This is a genomic window from Rhizobium sp. BK602 (assembly GCF_014195095.1).
In the GTDB taxonomy this organism is placed as follows: Bacteria; Pseudomonadota; Alphaproteobacteria; order Rhizobiales; family Rhizobiaceae; genus Rhizobium.
Genome location: NZ_JACIBC010000010.1, coordinates 40,582 through 57,515, shown reverse-complemented (window position 1 = coordinate 57,515; position 16,934 = coordinate 40,582). Strand labels below are relative to the sequence as shown.

Sequence of the window (16,934 nt, the reverse complement as noted above, 5' to 3'; positions counted from 1 at the left end):
TACTCCGGATGGAATGATCAGTTGAGGCGCAGGCGGCGTTCGGCGAAAACGTAGAGCGGGCGCCACAGGGTTCTGTTCAAGAGGGTGACGAAGAGCGACATGACGGCGATGCCGAGGACGACGCGCGGATAGTCGCCGGCCTCCGTGGCCCTGGCGATGTAGGCGCCGAGGCCGAAGGCTTCGAGCTTGGTGTTGCCCCAGTTCACGATCTCGGCGACGATGCTGGCGTTCCATGAGCCGCCCGATGCCGTCAGCGCTCCGGTGACGTAGTAGGGGAATATCCCCGGCAGTATGGCGCGCCGCCACCAGGTCCAGGAGCGGAGCTGATAAACGGAGCAGGCTTCCTTCAAGTCCGTCGGAAAGGCGCTCGCGCCGGCGATGACGTTGAAGAGGATGTACCATTGCGTACCGAGTACCATCAGCGGCGAAAGCCAGATGTTGGGACTTGCGCCGGTCGCCACGATCGCGATGACGGCGAAGGGAAAGAGCACGTTGGCCGGAAAGGCTGCCAGGAACTGCGCGACCGGCTGCACGCGCTCGGCGACGGCCGGCCTGAGGCCGATCCAGACGCCCAGCGGAACCCAGATCAGGCTTGCGACGGCGATCAGGACGATGACACGCAGCAGCGTGACGAGCCCGCCGCTGAAGGCCTCCCAGGCATCGCTCCAGCCGAGGCTCCGGCTCATGAAGGCGAAGGCTGTCCAGATGCCCCAGGCGCCGACCATGGTGATAAGGCCGAGCCAGGCATAGTCGAGCATCCGCGTTGCCGCGCCGCGTTCGCGTGGCTTGACTGCCATGGATCGGGTGCCCGGCAGGCGGATCAGCAGCAGGCGATGCCATACCCAGGAGACCGGCTGCATCAGGCGCTTGAGAAGATGCGTGCGCTGGACGAGCGAATAGACCCAGGAGCGGGGCTTGGCCTGCCCGGCCGTCTGTTCGAAACGGAACTTGTCGGCCCAGGTCACGACCGGCCGGAAGAGCAGCTGGTCGTAAAGCACAATGACGATACCCATGGCGAGCACGGCCCAGGCGACAGCGGCGAAATCCTGCTTGTCGATGGCGACCGCGAGCCAAGAGCCGAGGCCCGGAAGCTGCACCGTCGTATTGCCGACGGTGATCGCTTCGGAGGCGACGACGAAAAACCAGCCGCCGGACATCGACATCATCGTGTTCCAGATGAGGCCGGGAGCGGCGAAGGGGGCCTCCAGCCGCCAGAAGCGTTGCCAGCTGGAAAGGCCGAAGCCGCGGCTGACCTCGTCCAGATCGCGCGGCACGGTGCGCAGCGACTGGTAGAAGGAGAAGGCCATGTTCCAGGCCTGGCTGGTGAAGATCGCGAAGATCGATGCGCATTCGGCTCCAAGCTGGTTGCCGGGGAAGATGCCCATGAAGAAGGTTACGGTGAAGGTGAGGAAACCCAGCACCGGCACGGACTGCAGGATGTCGAGCGCCGGGATGATCACCATCTCCGCCCGACGGCTCTTGGCGGCCAGCGTCGCGACCGCGAAGGTGAAGACGAGCGAGGCGACGATGGCGGCGAACATCCGCAGCGTCGTGCGCAGCGCATATTCCGGCAGATAGGCCGGATCGAGCGAGATGGGGGTGCTCGCCAGGCCCGCCAGCGGCGCCCGCATTTCGGCCGCGCCATGCAGCGCCAATACGGCGAGAGCGGCGACGAAGGCAAAGGCGATGAGATCATAGCCGTTCGGCAGGATGCGGGTGCCGGCCAGTTCGGCGACGGCGCGGTGGCCGGGGCGATCATTGGAAAGAAAGACCATGGGAGACCTCATGGAAGGTTCGGAAGGCTCGATGTCATGTCCTTCGATCTCGTGGAGATCACCGAGCATGACATCTGGCGATTGCGGCGATGGGATGCGGAAAAGATTACGCCGCCCGGCGGCAAGTTCGGCCGTGACTGCCATCTTCCTCGGACATCCCCTGAGGTTCCGTGGTCCAGCGGCATTCCCTTTTTCCTGTGCGGGGATTGGTGTGCCAGACCGCGACGAGTACGGGGCGCTGGATGCGGCCCGCAATCGGAGCCTTGGCCGGCAGTGCGCGGACGATGGGAAGAGCGGTGGCCGACGCGCGTCGGCGGAAAAGAAGGATGTTGTTCACGGTTCACCTCCTCGGCCCACCATCGGCGGGTCCGTGGGCGAACCGGACAGGCTATGCCCGGCCGGCGCTCGCCCGGGCGGTTGCGCCGGGAGCGGTCCAGATTGTTGCGATGACCATCCGGCCGCGGCCTGACGCCGCAACCGGACAGCGACTAGGGTAGCTGTCCATTGGTGTCTTGATCTGTTGTTTCGACAGGCTTCGCGGCGCTCGCTGCGAAGACATGGCCGTATTGTCACGAGGGGGATGAGGGGTCAATCAGGCGTTGGTGCACTGCAGCTATACCTTGGTATAGGCAATGGTTCCGTCAATCGGAACAGGCCCGCCGGGATACCTTGGCACCCCGGCTTCACAATGGAAGCCTCCCCCGACCGGTTTGAGGAAGGCGCGTGACCGTTAGTACACGACGACGCCGCGGATGCTCTCACCCTTGTGCATCAGATCGAAGCCCTTGTTGATGTCTTCGAGCGGCATGGTGTGGGTGATCATCGAGTCGATCTGGATCTTGCCCTGCATGTACCAGTCGACGATCTTCGGCACGTCGGTGCGCCCGCGCGCGCCGCCGAAGGCCGTGCCCATCCAGTTGCGGCCGGTCACCAGCTGGAACGGCCGGGTGGAAATCTCCTGGCCGGCGCCGGCAACGCCGATGATGACCGACTTGCCCCAGCCGCGATGCGAGGCCTCCAGCGCCTGGCGCATCACCTTGGTGTTGCCGGTGCAGTCGAACGTATAGTCGGCGCCGCCGATCAGGTCGCCATTGCGCTTGGTCAGATTGACGAGATAGGGCACGATATCGTCGCCGACCTCCTTCGGGTTGACGAAATGCGTCATGCCGAACTTCTCGCCCCAGGCCTTGCGGTCCGGATTGATGTCGACGCCGATGATCATGTCGGCGCCGGCAAGGCGCAGGCCCTGCAGCACGTTGAGGCCGATGCCGCCGAGACCGAAGACGATCGCCGTCGAGCCGATCTCCACCTTGGCGGTGTTGATGACGGCGCCGATGCCGGTGGTGACGCCGCAGCCGATGTAGCAGACCTTGTCGAAGGGGGCGTCGGGATTGATCTTGGCGAGCGCGATCTCCGGCAGCACGGTGAAGTTGGCGAAGGTCGAGCAGCCCATATAGTGGTGGATCTTGTCCTTGCCGATCGAGAAGCGCGAGGTGCCGTCGGGCATGACGCCCTGGCCCTGGGTCGAACGGATCGCGGTGCACAGATTGGTCTTGCGCGAGGTGCAGGAATAGCATTCGCGGCATTCGGGCGTGTAGAGCGGGATGACGTGGTCGCCCTTCTTCACCGAGGTGACGCCGGGACCGACATCGACGACGATGCCGGCGCCCTCATGGCCGAGGATGGCGGGGAACAGGCCTTCCGGATCGGCACCCGACAGCGTGAAGTCGTCGGTGTGGCAGATGCCGGTCGCCTTGACCTCGATCAGCACTTCGCCGGCCTTCGGCCCCTCGAGCTGAACCGTCATCACTTCCAGCGGCTTGCCGGCCTGAACAGCTACTGCGGCGCGTACGTCCATGGGTATTCCTCCAGATGATTGGATATTGATAGTTTTCCGGTGGGTCAGCCGGCGGTTTTGGCCCAGAGATTGCGGGCCTCTTGCATCAGAAGCAGGGATTCTTCCCACCGGTCGGTCGAATCCTCGCCGTCGCGGCCGGTGATCGCATAGGGTTTGGGGCCGAGCTCGCAGGTGAATGCCAGGGTATCGCCGGCTCCGGCGCGCTTGCGCCAGCTGCGGAAACCGTAATCCCACCAGCCGAGAAACAGATCGAGCCAGGGCCGATGATGCGGAAAGGAAATCTCGATCTGCACCTGCTCGCGCGAGGCGACCCGGCCGTGGAAGGCCCAGGAGCCGTCGAGAATCCGATGGATGAGGGCGTGATTTTCGTCGGAGACCGGCCAGGCGAATTCCCGTCCGACGAGGAAGTGCGAGACATCGCCCAGCAGCCGCAAGCCTGGCAGGCGGTCGAGCAGGTCGAGGGTGAAGAAGAGGTCGGTGGTCATCCGGTCGCGATGGGTCTCGATATAGACGTCGACGCCGGCCTCTTCGCCGAGCCGTTGCCAGCCTTCGAGCAGGGGAAGACAGTCTTCCAGCCGGCGCAGCCTGACGTCGGGCTGCAGGCAGATGTGATGCACATTGCATTCGGCGGCGATATCGAGCACCGGCTTCAAATCATCGACGGTCTTTGGGAAACATTGTCCTTCCGCCTGGAGGCCGTGCTGCTTGAGCAGTCTTGCGAGCCGGCGTACATAATCGCGGTCGTACCAATGCGCGCTGACGCCGTCGAAACCGGCGGCGGCGATCTTCCCCACATTGTCCTCGAGGCTGAGTTCCGGATATTTGGCGCTGCGCCGCTCCATGGCCCAGAGCGACTGGAATATCAGTATGTTCTGCATGGTGCCTCCCTGCCATCGGGCCGCACAGATCACGGATTTCCAGCCTTTGCCAGAGGCCGCGTTGATGGGTTTTGATCATGACGGCATTTCGTTGCAAGGCTGATGTTCCTGCGCGTCCGCCGCCGCCGTCCGTGACGGTTTTTCATCAAAATACCCTCGGACGCGGAATGGCTCTGCCGCTTAACTCTCAGCAGGCGGCCGCTTGGGCCGCCGTTTCCTGGGAGGAGAACATGCTGAAATTTCTAAGCGCAAGCGCCTTGGCGCTGGTGTTGTCGTCGCAGGCCCATGCCGCCGATCGTATCGGCGTCTCGATGGGCTATCTGACGACCAATTTCCAGACCCTGATCGCCAATGGCATGCAGGATTATGCCAAGTCGCAGGGCGTGGAACTGCAGGTCGAGGACGCGGCCAACGACGTCAACAAGCAGGTGGATCAGGTGCGCAACTTCGCGGCAAGCGGCCTGTCGGCCATCATCGTCGATCCGGTGGATTCCGATGGAACGCCGGCGATGAGCAAGATCGCCGAAGAGGCGGGCATTCCGTTGATCTATGTCAATATCCAGCCGACCGATCTGTCGACGCTTGGCAAGAAGCAGGCCTTCGTCGGATCGAACGAGACCGAATCCGGCACGCTGCAGACCCAGGAAGTCTGTCGCATGCTCGGCGGAAAGGGCCAGATCGTCATCATGATCGGCGATCTCAGCAGCCAGGCCGCGCGACAGAGGACACAGGACGTGCACGACGTCCTGAAGACCGAGGCCTGCAGCGGCTTGAAGGTGGTGCGCGAGCAGGTCGGAAACTGGAGCCGCGTCGACGGTTCGGATCTGGTATCGAACTGGCTGACCTCCGGCGTCGCTTTCGATGCCGTGATCGCCAACAATGACGAGATGGCGCTCGGCGCGATCGCCGCGATCAAGAATGCGGGCGGCTCGACGGACAAGACGATCGTCTCCGGAATCGACGCCACGCCCGACGCGCTGCAGGCGATGAAGGCGGGCGATCTCAAGGTCACCGTGTTTCAGGACGCCAAGGCGCAGGGTAGGGGAGCGATCGATACGGCCCTGAAGGCCATCAAGGGCGGCACGATCGACCGGGAGGTCTGGATTCCCTTCAAGCTCGTGACGCCGAAGAACATGGCGGAGTTCGAGCACCTCAATTGATGCCGCTCGCCAGCCGAAATTACGGGGGAGGCCATCGGCCTCCCTTTTCGTTTGCGTGGCACCGTCCTGTGCCGGTGCCCCCGGCCGGGTTCTTTGTCGCCGTGAGTAATTTTCATCAATTCTTTGCTGTCGTTTACCGAGCCAGTCGCTGAGACTGCTTCCAGAATTTCATTCATCGGGAGACGACATCATGGACGACACGCTCTACGGGTCGCGCGACAAGCGCGGAGACTGGAGACCTAACAAGCTCATTCAATATCCTCCGGTCTTCATCTGGCCTGCTAAGCCGCTTGCCTTCCTGAAATGGTTCTTCGGATATCCGGGCTATCTGATGCCGTGGAACGTGCTCTATGCCGTCATCGGCACGCTGTTGTGGCTCTATGCGACGCCTTCGATGGAGGTGATGAAGACGCTCTCCCCCGGCTGGATCGCCTATATCCTTGCCCGCAACGCCGCGCTCGTCTTCCTGTTCTTCGGCGCCTTCCATCTGCGTCTCTACATGCAGAAGAAGCAGGGCACGAGCTTCAAATACAACGGCAAATGGCCGTCGAAGGACAATTCGGCGTTCCTCTTCGGCAACCAGACCGTCGACAATGTCATCTGGACATTCGCAAGTGCGGTGCCGCTCTGGACGGCATTCGAGGTGCTCACCCTGTGGGCCTTCGCCAACGGCATCATTCCCTATGTCGATTTCGCCGAGCATCCGCTCTATTGCGCTGTCGTCATGCTGCTGATCCCGGCTTTCCGTGACCTGCATTTCTATCTGGTGCATCGCCTGATCCACTGGCCGCCGCTCTATCATGCCGTCCACAAGCTGCATCATAACAACGTCAACCCCGGTCCCTGGTCGGGGCTTGCGATGCATCCCATCGAGCATCTCCTTTATTTCTCGGGCGTGCTCATCCACTGGATCGTGCCGTCAAATCCCGTCCATGCGCTGTTCCATCTGACGCATGCAGCACTTGCGCCGGCGCCGGGTCATGCGGGCTTCGACAAGATCGTCATCGCCGACGAAGCCGCCATCGACACACATGCCTATGACCACTACCTCCATCACAAGTTCTTCGAGTGCAATTATGCCGACGGCGTCATTCCGCTCGACAAGTGGTTCGGCACCTTCCACGACGGCTCGAGGGAGGCGGAGGACCGTATGAACAAGCGCTTCATGGAGCGGGCGAAGAAGCAGGCGGAAAAACAGGCGCGGCGTTCGCAGGCCTCCGGCTGAGGTCCCGGCCACAATCCCAAGCCGAGCCCAAGACTGTGCCGCCCCTTGCCGGGCGGCACGCCGATCTCCTCCTGCCTCCCGCCTTGGCGGCTGTCGATGGCAGGTCATGCCGGAGCCTGTGGCCCCTCTATCGCAGGCTCCGGTCTTCTTTGCTCAGGCCGTTGCGGAAAATTGTCCGATATTCTCGCCGGTATAGGTGAGAAACGGAACCGGATCCTGGCTGACCGGGACGTCGATGATCCCCATTCTGTGCAGGACCGTATCCAGCGCGCGCCGCGCCTGGGTTTCCGGCGCCTGGTCGAGAACCAGCGTCAGCAGGCCAGATGAGATGAAGCCGCGGGTTTCGTCGTTGAGTTCGTGCGCGATCCAGACGAGTTCGCCGCGCTGCCTTTCCCGATAGCGCTGCAATGCCGATCCGACACCCAGATTGGCGCCGCCGGCATTGTAGACCCCGACGACGCCCGTTTCCCGGCGCAATGCTTCCGTCATCATCTCGGCGGAGCGGACATCTTCATCCAGCCCGAATATGACCTCCGAAAACAGATGGGCCGGGTTGTGGTTGGCGGCGAGATAGTCGGAGAAGCCGCGGATGCGCTCCTTGTGGATCTGATAGGCCCAGCTATGACAGACCGCCACGATGCGCCCGGCCGTGTGCGCGAGCATCCGGGACATGTAGAAGCCGGCCGTCCGGCCTGCCGCATAATTGTCGATGCCGACGAAGACATTGTCCTTGCCGGCCGTGTAGGAGACGATCTGCACAACCTCGATGCCGGTGCTGCGGGCACGACGCAGGCTCTCCCGGATTTTCGGATGATCGACGGCGACCACGATCAGCGCGTGCCGCCGGATCGCCGTATTGGCGATGTGGGCGGCGAATTTTTCCGGATCGTTCTCGTCCACGAAGGTCCGGTTCACGGTGATCGAGCTGTCGAGCGAGGCGGCGATGCGCTCGAAGGCGCGGTTGAGCCGGGAGAAGAACGGCGTCTCCGGCCGGACCATCACGACCTCGATGCGCAGCGTGCCGCGATAGAGGTTCGGAATCAGTCCCTTGTAGCCCAGCCGCTTTGCGGCGAGCACCACCTTCTCGGCTGTCTGCGGCCTCACGCTGCCGCGCTCGTTGAGCACGCGTTCGACAGTGGCAAGGCCAACACCGGCTGCCTGCGCAATATCGACCAAACGGGTTTTCTTCATTCCGCTCCTCCTGATGAAAAATGATCATAATCGAACTGGAAAGTGAAGGGGTGCATCACGCATGGTCGATCTTAGCTGGGGAGGAAAAACCGAATGCGATCAAGGCGCAGGGCCGGGGCTTTCCTCCTGAAGGACAATCATGAGGAGATAAGAAATGACGACATGGATCGACGCCTGTAAAGCCACCGATATCGACCAGGAGGATGTCGTCCGCTTCGACCACGAAGGACGGACTTTCGCCATCTACCGCAGTCCCGATGATGAATATTTCGCGACCGACGGGCTGTGTACGCACGAAAAGATTCATCTGGCCGACGGTCTGGTGATGGACGACACCATCGAATGCCCCAAGCACAACGGGCGCTTCAGCTACAAGACCGGCGAGGCACGCGGAGCACCCGTCTGCATCAATCTCAAGACCTATCCCGTCAGGGTGGATAACGGCCGCGTCATGATCGGGCTTGGAGCATGAGCGGCGAGGCAGGCATTGTCATCGTCGGCGCCGGCGAATGCGGCGCGCGGGCGGCCGTCACGCTTAGGGAAAGCGGTTATGCCGGTCCCGTCACCCTGATCGGGGACGAGATCCATCTCCCCTATGAGCGGCCGCCTTTGTCCAAGCAGGTGTTGCTGGCCGAGACGACGGAAGCACCGCCGGCGGTTCTGAGCGAGGCCGGTTTGCGCGAGCGCGCGATCCAGCACCTGGCCGGGGTTCCGGTAACGGCCGCCGATTCCGCCTCCAAGCAGGTCGTTCTGGCGGATGGCCGGGCCTTGCCTTACGACAAATTGCTGCTGGCGACGGGGGCGATGCCCCGGCGATTGCCGAACGTGCCGGCCAGCCCGCGCATTCTTTATCTGCGAACGATCGGCGATGCGCTTGCGCTTCGCCCATGGATCGCCGCCGGGATGCATGTGGCGGTGCTGGGCGGTGGGTTCATCGGACTGGAAGTCGCGGCGTCGGCCCGCAGCCGTGGCGCGCGGGTCACGGTCATCGAGGCGCAGGAGCGCATTCTGAAGCGCGGTGTGCCGGACGCCGTCGCCGAGACCGTGCTGTCCGTGCATCAGGGCAACGGCGTTCTGGTGGCATGCGGCGTCTCCGTGTCCGGCATCGACGCCGACGAGCATGGTGTCGGCATTCGGCTCGGGGACGGAACGCAGGTAACGGCCGATATTCTCGTCGTCGGCATCGGCGCCCAGCCGTGCATCGATCTTGCCGAGCAGGCGGGTCTTGCGCTCGACAACGGCATCGCCGTCAATGAACGGCTGGAGACCTCGGTGAAGGACATTTATGCCGCCGGCGACTGCTGCTCGTTTCCGCATCCCCTGTATGGCGGCCGCCGGCTACGGTTGGAGGCATGGCGCAATGCGCAGGATCAGGCGATCATCGCTGCCGCCAACATGATGGGCGCGACGCGCGGCTATGAATCCGTACCCTATTTCTGGTCGGATCAGTTCGATCACACCTTGCAGATCGTCGGACTGGTGGACGAGGGGCGTTCGGTAGTTCGGCGAGAGCTTGGAGATGGCGCGTTCATCCTCTTTCATCTTGACGACGGCGGAAGGCTGGTCGCGGCGAGCGGCATCGGCGTGGGCAACAGGATCGCCAGGGATATGAAGCTGAGCGAGATGCTGATCGCCAAGCGGGTCGCGCCGTCCTGCGAGGCGCTTGCCGCGGATGCGAATTTGAAGACTCTGCTGCCGAGAGCGGCCTAGCCGTGGGCCGGGTCGCTCCACGGAAGTGGTTTGTATGAGATTGTAGAAGGCTGGTCGCCTCCCACATTTCGTTACACTTCCGCGCAATCGGGACATATGCGGGATACTTGGCGGCGGCCTTATGCGGGCAATGACTGCCTGGCGGTCATTGTGCTCCATCGGAGCGTCAGCATCACCCGTTTCAAAGGAACCGACATCATGACCCAGACCGACAAGGTACTCTACACTGGCAAGACCCACACCATCGGTGGACGCGAGGGCGCAGCGCGCAGTTCGGACGGACGCCTGGACATCAAGCTTTCTCCTCCCGGCAGCGCCGGCACCGGCACCAATCCGGAACAGCTCTTTGCTGCCGGCTGGTCGGCTTGCTTCGAGGGTGCGATGGGACATGCCGCCCGCAAGCTGAAGATTGCCGTGCCGAGCGATACGGCTGTCGATGCCGAGGTGGACCTGTGCCTTGTCGACGGCGCCTATTTCCTGCAGGCACGCCTCAATGTCAGCCTGCCGGGCCTGGAGCGCGACGTTGCGCAGACGCTGGTGGAGGCCGCGCATCAGACCTGCCCCTATTCGAAGGCCACGCGCGGCAATATCGATGTCATCATCAATCTGGTCTGAGCCGGAGTTTCCAACTTCACGAGAAAGAGGCCGGCAAGGGCGATCAGGGCTCGTCCTTGCCGGCGTCGACGAGGGTGTCGCCAAGGGCGGCGATGGCCTTTTGCAGGATCTGGAATTTCTCTTCCGTTTGCGTCTATCGGCACAATCGCGGCTGGAAGATCGATGGCGCTCTCCATCGGTGGCTTGAAGACGGTCAGGCGCCCATCCATTTAAGATGTAGAACAACAGCATATGGCGGCCGGGCTTGTTTGCAGCCGGCCTGCCGGCGGCAGCGGCGATGGCGCGGCTGCTCGAGGGTCAAGCGATGGGCTTTATGGACAAGGCTGTGGTGCCGGCCGAAGACGGTGCACTGATAGATGCATATTCCCAATCCATAGCGAGCGCGGTGGACATGGTCGGACCGGCCGTCAGTCGCATCGAGCGCGTCGGCGGCAGGGGCGGACATGGTTCCGGCTTCGCCATATCGCCGGATGGGTTGATCGTCACGAACAATCATGTGGTCGACGACGCCAGGCTCGTTCGCATCACCACGCCGGACGGTTTCGTTACCGAGGGCCGGGTTCTCGGGCGCGACGTCGATACCGACATCGCCCTTATCCGCGCGAATTCCGGCGTCGGAGCCTGGGCGCGGCTCGGCGATTCCAAGCGGCTGCGCAGGGGGCATATCGCGATTGCCATCGGCAATCCCCTCGGTTTCGAGTGGACAGTGACCGCAGGTATCATCTCGGCGCTCGGCCGTTCGATGCGCTCTGCAAGCGGCCGTCTGATGGACGATGTCATCCAGACCGACGCCGCGCTCAATCCGGGCAATTCCGGCGGGCCGCTGGTTTCTTCGAACGGCGAGGTCATTGGCGTCAATACGGCCGTTATCCAGGGTGCGCAGAGCATCGCTTTCGCGGTCGCCTCCAACACGGCGAATGTCGTGGTCTCGGAAATCCTGCGTTATGGCCACGTCCGGCGCGCCTTCATCGGCATCGCCGGCGATACGATCGAACTGCCCCGCAAGGTCGCGCTGGAGGCAGGCACCGGCCAGGCGACGTCGGTGCGCGTCAGGCGGGTCGAGCCTGGCGGTCCGGCCGAACGTGGCGGCTTGAAGGACGGCGACTATATTCTGGCGATCGACGGAACGCCCGTCGGCGGCGTCGATGATATCGTCCGATTGATGAGCGGCGAGCGGATCGGTCGGGATACCGAACTCCTTGTCTTTTCCGTCGCCGGCAGGCTCGAAAGGCGAACGGTGCTGCCGGTCGCCCGATCTTAGGTCTCATCGGCCTGCGCGGATGGGTCGGGTAAGTTGGCGCGTGCGGCGACGCTCGTCGTTCTTGCCTTCGTCGCACTCAACGGATGGATGACGTAGCCGGGCGTCTCGCCCAGCACCGTAGCCTTGCTCCTGAGCGCCCCGCCTGGTTTTCCTGGGCTCAACCACCTCGTTCTTCGAAGACCTTGCGGACGACGGGAGCTGCCGACATGGCATTCGGCCAGCCGGCATAAGAGGCCAGATGCGTTATCAAGCTGGCGATTTCCGGCTTCGTCGGGCCGTTGTTCGTTCCGATGAACGAGACTGATGAATGAATACCTGGGCCATTTGGCAGGATGGTATCGCTGCCGCTCGCGCATCTCTGGCTTGAAAGTAATGCAGAAATGCATTACAATCATGTTTTCCGAAGAGAGGAGGTTGCCATGACGACACTGACCGTGACGGTACGAGGGCAGGTTACCTTCCGCAAGGAAGTGTTGCAGCATCTGGGTATCCAGCCGGGTGAGAAAATCGAATTGAATCTGCTGCCGGATGGCAAGGCGGAGCTGACTGCCGTTCGGCTAAAAGGCTCGTTTCGGAACCTGCATGGTTTCTTGAAAGGAAAGACGAACGGTCGGATCCTGACCGTTGAAGAAATCGACGATGCCATTGCGGAGGCGGGCGCAGCGGCTGGGGCCGACAAGCCGTGAAAGTGACGGCTGATACCAATGTGCTGCTCCGAGCCTATGTTGCGGACGATGCGAAACAGGCGAGTGCTGCCGTCGAGTTGCTGGCCGAAGCGGAACTCGTCGCCGTAAGTCTGCAATCCCTCTGTGAGTTTAGCTGGGTTTTGGCACGTCAGTATCAAACCGCGCGAGAAGATATCGCCGCGGCGATCCGTGCATTACTCGGTATTGAAAATGTTGTCGTCAACCGGCCGGCCGTGGAGGCGGGCTTGGCCGTTCTTGATGCGGGCGGCGATTTTGCCGATGGCGTGATTGCCTATGATGGAAACTGGCTCGGCGGAGAAATCTTCGTTTCCTTCGACAGAAGAGCTGTGAAGCTGCTTTCCGAGCAGGGACGTCCGGCACGCTTGTTGTCCTGAATTCCCGGCGGCGCCTGTTCTGAATAGCCATCGCCATCGGCCGGCGGATCACCACCTCAATGGCGAACGGTAAGACCGGATGATCTCCGGCTCAGTCCACCAAAAAAATCGCATGGCATGTCGAAATCGGGTGGGTTTGAACGTCATTAGACCATAGTCGGTGCGGCGTCCGCCGCGCGGACGTTGGTTTACGGACATGGGAGCTGAGCGGCTATGAGCATTTCCTATCGTTGGGTCATCGTTGGCGCCGGTGCCTTGATGACGTGTGTCGCGCTTGGCGCCATGTTTTCGCTGGCGATTTTTCAAGTGCCGATCGCGGCGGCGACCAATTGGTCGCATGCGGGCATTGCCAGCGCGATGACGCTCAATTTTCTGGTCATGGGTCTCGGCGGCTTCCTGTGGGGTGCGGCGAGCGACCGCTTCGGCCCCCGCATCGTCGTCCTCATCGGAGCAGTGCTTTTGGGGCTCGCGCTCGTGCTTGCCAGCCGGGCGGCATCGCTGCTGCAATTTCAATTGACCTACGGCATCCTCGTCGGGCTTGCGGCCAGCGCATTTTTCGCGCCGATGATCGCGGCCACGACAGCCTGGTTCGACGAGCATCGCAGCCTCGCGGTTTCGCTGGTGTCCGCCGGCATGGGGGTGGCGCCGATGACGGTTTCGCCCTTCGCCCGCTGGCTGATTTCCGCCTATGACTGGCAGACGGCCATGATGCTGATCGGCGTGCTTGCCTGGATATTGCTGGTGCCGGCGGCACTTCTGGTGCGGCAACCGCTCGAGGCGGCGGAAGGATCGACGGTCGATCAGTCGGCTGATGGCGCCGATATTCCGCTGGGTCGGATATTCCGCTCGCCGCAATTCCTCGTGCTCGGCGGAACCTTCTTTGCCTGTTGCGCGGCGCATTCCGGGCCGATCTTCCACATGGTGAGCTATGCCACGATCTGCGGCGTGGCGCCGATGGCGGCGGTCAGCATCTATAGCGTCGAGGGCCTCGCCGGGCTCGGCGGCCGGATTCTATACGGCACGCTGGCGGATCGGCTCGGGGTCAAGCCGGTTCTTGTCGCGGGATTGCTGGTGCAGGCCGCGGCGCTGGCGACCTATCTCCTCGTCAGCCGGCTTGGCGAATTCTACGCGCTCGCGGTCGTCTTCGGCAGTGCCTATGGTGGGATCATGCCGCTCTACGCCGTCTTGGCGCGCGAATATTTCGGCCCGCGCGTCATCGGCACGGTGTTCGGCGCGGCGACGATGCTGTCGAGCATCGGTATGGCCTTCGGTCCGCTGATCGGCGGCTGGATCTTCGACACCTTCGCCAACTATTCGTGGCTCTTCATCGGGTCGGCGATGGTCGGGCTCGGGGCGGCGGCGATCGCGCTTGCCTTCCCGCCATTGCGGCGTCTGCGGCTCCAGCCGGCATGATCATGCGCTCCAGAGACAGGAAAGCGGGGCCGCATAGAGCCGGTCGCTAAAGGGCAGGATCTTGTCTCCATCGTAGAGAACAAGCCCGATCCGAAAGTCATCGCCGGCTACATGCCGGATCTTTCGCAGGCCCTTGAAGTCCGGATCGGTGACCGTGGCCCCGCCTTGATCTCGATACCGGCGATGGCACCGCTATTGTCTTCGAGAACGATATCCACTTCGTCCAATCCGGATTTCAAGCGCGTCCAATTCGGAAAGTCTTGAGCAGCCGGCGTTGATTTTCAGTGGTTCGCACGGGATTTTATCGGTGGACCTTAGACTCAGTTTTCTGGCACCGACAGGGTGACAACCGGTTACGCCAAAAGCGAACGAACCGCCCGTCATGACTGCTTTTCCGCCCCTTACACACAATTTTAATCAATGGAGGCAAGTTGCAGCCATTGCATTTTTCAATTTTTCGCCAACACTTCCGTGCGTATCGGATGCACGACCTCCTGGGAGGAAACTGGAGGGCATCCGTCGGCGCCGGTTTCCCGCGCCACGCTGGCCGGGATTTCCTGCGCAATAGGACTGTTGGGGGGATATGATGCGGGCTTTGCCGCCATGCCCTGGGTGCAATTGGGAGGATTGAAAATGGCAACCACGTCCGTGGCCGAGACATCTGATCGAGGTATGACCAGGGAAGAGAAGAAGGTGATCTTTGCATCTTCGCTCGGAACTGTGTTCGAATGGTATGATTTCTATCTCTATGGGTCTCTGGCAGCCTTTATCGGCGCGACCTTCTTCAGCGATTATCCGGAGGCGACCCGCAATATTTTCGCGCTGCTGGCTTTCGCGGCGGGCTTCCTTGTCCGGCCGTTCGGCGCGCTGGTCTTCGGACGGATCGGCGATCTCGTCGGCCGCAAATATACCTTCCTCGTCACCATCCTGATCATGGGTCTGTCGACCTTCCTCGTGGGTATTCTGCCCGGCTCGGCGAGCTGGGGCATTGTCGCCCCGATCATCCTGATCGCGCTGCGCATGCTGCAGGGCCTGGCGCTCGGCGGCGAATACGGCGGCGCGGCGACCTATGTCGCCGAGCACGCGCCCAACAATCGGCGCGGCTTTTATACGTCCTGGATCCAGACGACGGCAACGCTCGGGCTTTTCCTGTCGCTCATCGTCATCCTGGTGGTGCAGAACTGGGTCGGCAAGGAGGCTTTCGCGACATGGGGCTGGCGCATCCCCTTCATCCTCTCCTTCGTTCTCCTCGGCATTTCCGTCTGGATTCGGCTCTCTCTCAGTGAATCGCCGACCTTCAAGAAGATGAAGGAGGAGGGCAAGGGCTCGAAGGCACCGCTGTCGGAGGCCTTCGGGCAGTGGAAGAATGCCAAGATCGCCCTTCTCGCCCTTTTCGGCCTCACTGCCGGTCAGGCCGTGGTTTGGTATGCGGGCCAGTTCTATTCGCTGTTCTTCCTGCAAAACGTGCTGAAGGTCGATGGCCAGTCGGTCAACATCATGATCGCCATCGCGCTTCTGATCGGCAGCGGCTTCTTCGTGTTCTTCGGCTGGCTCTCCGACAAGATCGGCCGCAAGCCGATCATCATGGCCGGGCTTGCGTTGGCGATCCTGACCTACTTCCCGCTGTTTAAGGCATTGACCTATGCAGCCAATCCGGCTCTGGCCCAGGCGGAACAGACCGTCCGCGCCACCGTCACCGCCGCCCCCGGCGATTGCACGTTCCAGTTCAACCCCGTGGGAACGGCGAAGTTCAACACGTCCTGCGATATCGCCACCTCGTTCCTGGCGAAGAGCTCGGTGCCCTATGAAATCGTCGACGGCCCGGCCGGCCAGCCGGCAACGGTCAAGGTCGGCGATGCGACGGTCCAGTCCTATGATGCGGTCGCCGCCGGCGCGGGTGCCGCGGCAAAGAGCGCCGTCTTCACGCATGATCTCAACCTTGCCCTGCAGAAGGCGGGCTTCCCGCTGGCGCGCGATGCGGCCAAGGTGCCGGATGTCAAGCTCGACGCCTTCATTGCGGCCAATCCCGAGCTCGGCCTGAATGCGGCGACGGTCAGGGCTGGTGACAAGACCGTTACGCCGGTGGCCGATCTCGTCAAGGCGAAGCTCCTGACCGCCGATCAGGCGGCAGGAGCGACGGAAATGCCGGTCTATACGGTGCCGAATGGCGGGGCGTTCAAGATGGTCGCCGATCCCTCGGCGATCAACTGGCCGCTGACCATCGCCATCCTCACCGTGCTGGTCATCTATGTGACCATGGTCTATGGCCCGATCGCGGCGATCCTGGTCGAGATGTTCCCGACCCGCATCCGCTATACCGGCATGTCCTTGCCCTATCACATCGGCAACGGCTGGTTCGGCGGCCTGCTGCCGGCAACGGTCTTCGCCATGAGCGCGGCCAAGGGCGATATCTATTATGGTCTCTGGTATCCGATCGCGGTGGCCGCGATGACCTTGATTATCGGTCTGATCTTCGTCCGCGACACCAAGGGCGTCGATCTCCACGCCATCAAGTAAGCTGACGGACAGAAAAGGCCCGGCGCAAACCAACGCGCCGGGCCTTTGCTTTTGATGGCCGCAATGGCGGTTGCAGGTGGGAAACCGGCCGCCGTCCCGTCACATCTTGCAACAAGAATTCCCACAAAATTCACGGTGCGGAAACATTCAGACACCGTCGGCGGCAGGCAATCCTCTAGATATCGGGACCCCATGCGGCGCAAGGACGGGCGAGACATCCTGTTACTGCCGCCGACTGTCAAAACGCCTG

Annotated in this window: 15 protein-coding genes; 10 read left to right on the top strand and 5 right to left on the bottom strand. The window is 62.4% G+C overall.

The window, feature by feature from the left end; translation table 11 throughout:
* Positions 1-17: 17 nt before the first annotated feature.
* The 3 genes from FHX11_RS26380 to FHX11_RS26370 form a co-directional block, all read right to left on the bottom strand.
* The gene (locus FHX11_RS26380) at positions 18-1,775 is read right to left on the bottom strand and encodes an ABC transporter permease subunit (RefSeq protein ID WP_184363566.1); all 1,758 of its coding nucleotides are present in this window, start codon (positions 1,773-1,775) and stop codon (positions 18-20) included.
* 730 nt (positions 1,776-2,505) lie between these two features.
* Positions 2,506-3,633 (bottom strand): S-(hydroxymethyl)glutathione dehydrogenase/class III alcohol dehydrogenase, encoded by a 1,128-nt coding sequence (locus FHX11_RS26375; RefSeq protein WP_184363243.1) that lies wholly within the window; start codon positions 3,631-3,633, stop codon positions 2,506-2,508.
* 44 nt (positions 3,634-3,677) lie between these two features.
* Positions 3,678-4,511, bottom strand: coding sequence for a TIM barrel protein (locus FHX11_RS26370; RefSeq protein ID WP_184363240.1), 834 nt, complete (start codon positions 4,509-4,511; stop codon positions 3,678-3,680).
* Between the two features lie 230 nt (positions 4,512-4,741).
* On the opposite strand from FHX11_RS26370, the gene FHX11_RS26365 reads away from it, so the two are divergent.
* Positions 4,742-5,671 carry a sugar ABC transporter substrate-binding protein gene (locus FHX11_RS26365; RefSeq protein WP_184363237.1) on the top strand — a complete coding sequence of 310 codons (930 nt, stop codon included), beginning with the start codon at positions 4,742-4,744 and terminating at the stop codon, positions 5,669-5,671.
* A 190-nt stretch (positions 5,672-5,861) separates the two neighbouring features.
* Positions 5,862-6,896, top strand: a complete 1,035-nt coding sequence (locus FHX11_RS26360; protein WP_184363234.1) for a sterol desaturase family protein — start codon at positions 5,862-5,864, stop codon at positions 6,894-6,896.
* 153 nt (positions 6,897-7,049) lie between these two features.
* Here FHX11_RS26360 and FHX11_RS26355 read toward each other — a convergent pair whose 3' ends face one another.
* Positions 7,050-8,087, bottom strand: a complete 1,038-nt coding sequence (locus FHX11_RS26355; RefSeq protein ID WP_184363232.1) for a LacI family DNA-binding transcriptional regulator — start codon at positions 8,085-8,087, stop codon at positions 7,050-7,052.
* A 154-nt stretch (positions 8,088-8,241) separates the two neighbouring features.
* On the opposite strand from FHX11_RS26355, the gene FHX11_RS26350 reads away from it, so the two are divergent.
* The 4 genes from FHX11_RS26350 (at position 8,242) to FHX11_RS26335 (ending at position 11,673) form a co-directional block, all read left to right on the top strand.
* The gene (locus FHX11_RS26350; protein WP_184363229.1) at positions 8,242-8,559 is read left to right on the top strand and encodes a MocE family 2Fe-2S type ferredoxin; all 318 of its coding nucleotides are present in this window, start codon (positions 8,242-8,244) and stop codon (positions 8,557-8,559) included.
* A complete protein-coding gene (locus FHX11_RS26345) occupies positions 8,556-9,797 on the top strand; it encodes an FAD-dependent oxidoreductase (protein ID WP_184363226.1) in 1,242 nt (413 codons plus the stop codon). The genes FHX11_RS26350 and FHX11_RS26345 overlap by 4 nt, the downstream gene beginning before the upstream one ends.
* Positions 9,798-9,995: 198 nt before the next feature.
* Complete coding sequence (locus FHX11_RS26340; RefSeq protein WP_184363223.1) at positions 9,996-10,412, top strand: organic hydroperoxide resistance protein; 417 nt, start codon at positions 9,996-9,998, stop codon at positions 10,410-10,412.
* A gap of 304 nt (positions 10,413-10,716) precedes the next feature.
* Complete coding sequence (locus FHX11_RS26335; protein ID WP_184363563.1) at positions 10,717-11,673, top strand: trypsin-like peptidase domain-containing protein; 957 nt, start codon at positions 10,717-10,719, stop codon at positions 11,671-11,673.
* 157 nt (positions 11,674-11,830) lie between these two features.
* Here the strand turns inward: FHX11_RS26335 and FHX11_RS30100 are convergent, their stop codons facing one another.
* Positions 11,831-11,965: a carboxymuconolactone decarboxylase family protein gene (locus FHX11_RS30100; RefSeq protein ID WP_348649740.1), complete on the bottom strand. Its 135-nt coding sequence runs from the start codon at positions 11,963-11,965 to the stop codon at positions 11,831-11,833.
* A gap of 127 nt (positions 11,966-12,092) precedes the next feature.
* On the opposite strand from FHX11_RS30100, the gene FHX11_RS26325 reads away from it, so the two are divergent.
* The 4 genes from FHX11_RS26325 to FHX11_RS26310 all read left to right on the top strand — a co-directional run bounded on the left by FHX11_RS26325 (position 12,093) and on the right by FHX11_RS26310 (position 16,684).
* Entirely contained in the window at positions 12,093-12,359 is a 267-nt protein-coding gene (locus tag FHX11_RS26325; protein ID WP_184363220.1) for an AbrB/MazE/SpoVT family DNA-binding domain-containing protein, read from the top strand.
* Positions 12,356-12,754, top strand: a complete 399-nt coding sequence (locus tag FHX11_RS26320) for a type II toxin-antitoxin system VapC family toxin (protein ID WP_184363217.1) — start codon at positions 12,356-12,358, stop codon at positions 12,752-12,754. The genes FHX11_RS26325 and FHX11_RS26320 overlap by 4 nt, the downstream gene beginning before the upstream one ends.
* Positions 12,755-12,967: 213 nt before the next feature.
* Positions 12,968-14,167 (top strand): MFS transporter, encoded by a 1,200-nt coding sequence (locus FHX11_RS26315; protein WP_184363214.1) that lies wholly within the window; start codon positions 12,968-12,970, stop codon positions 14,165-14,167.
* Positions 14,168-14,800: 633 nt separating this feature from the next.
* Complete coding sequence (locus tag FHX11_RS26310) at positions 14,801-16,684, top strand: MFS transporter (protein ID WP_184363212.1); 1,884 nt, start codon at positions 14,801-14,803, stop codon at positions 16,682-16,684.
* Positions 16,685-16,934 lie beyond the last annotated feature (250 nt).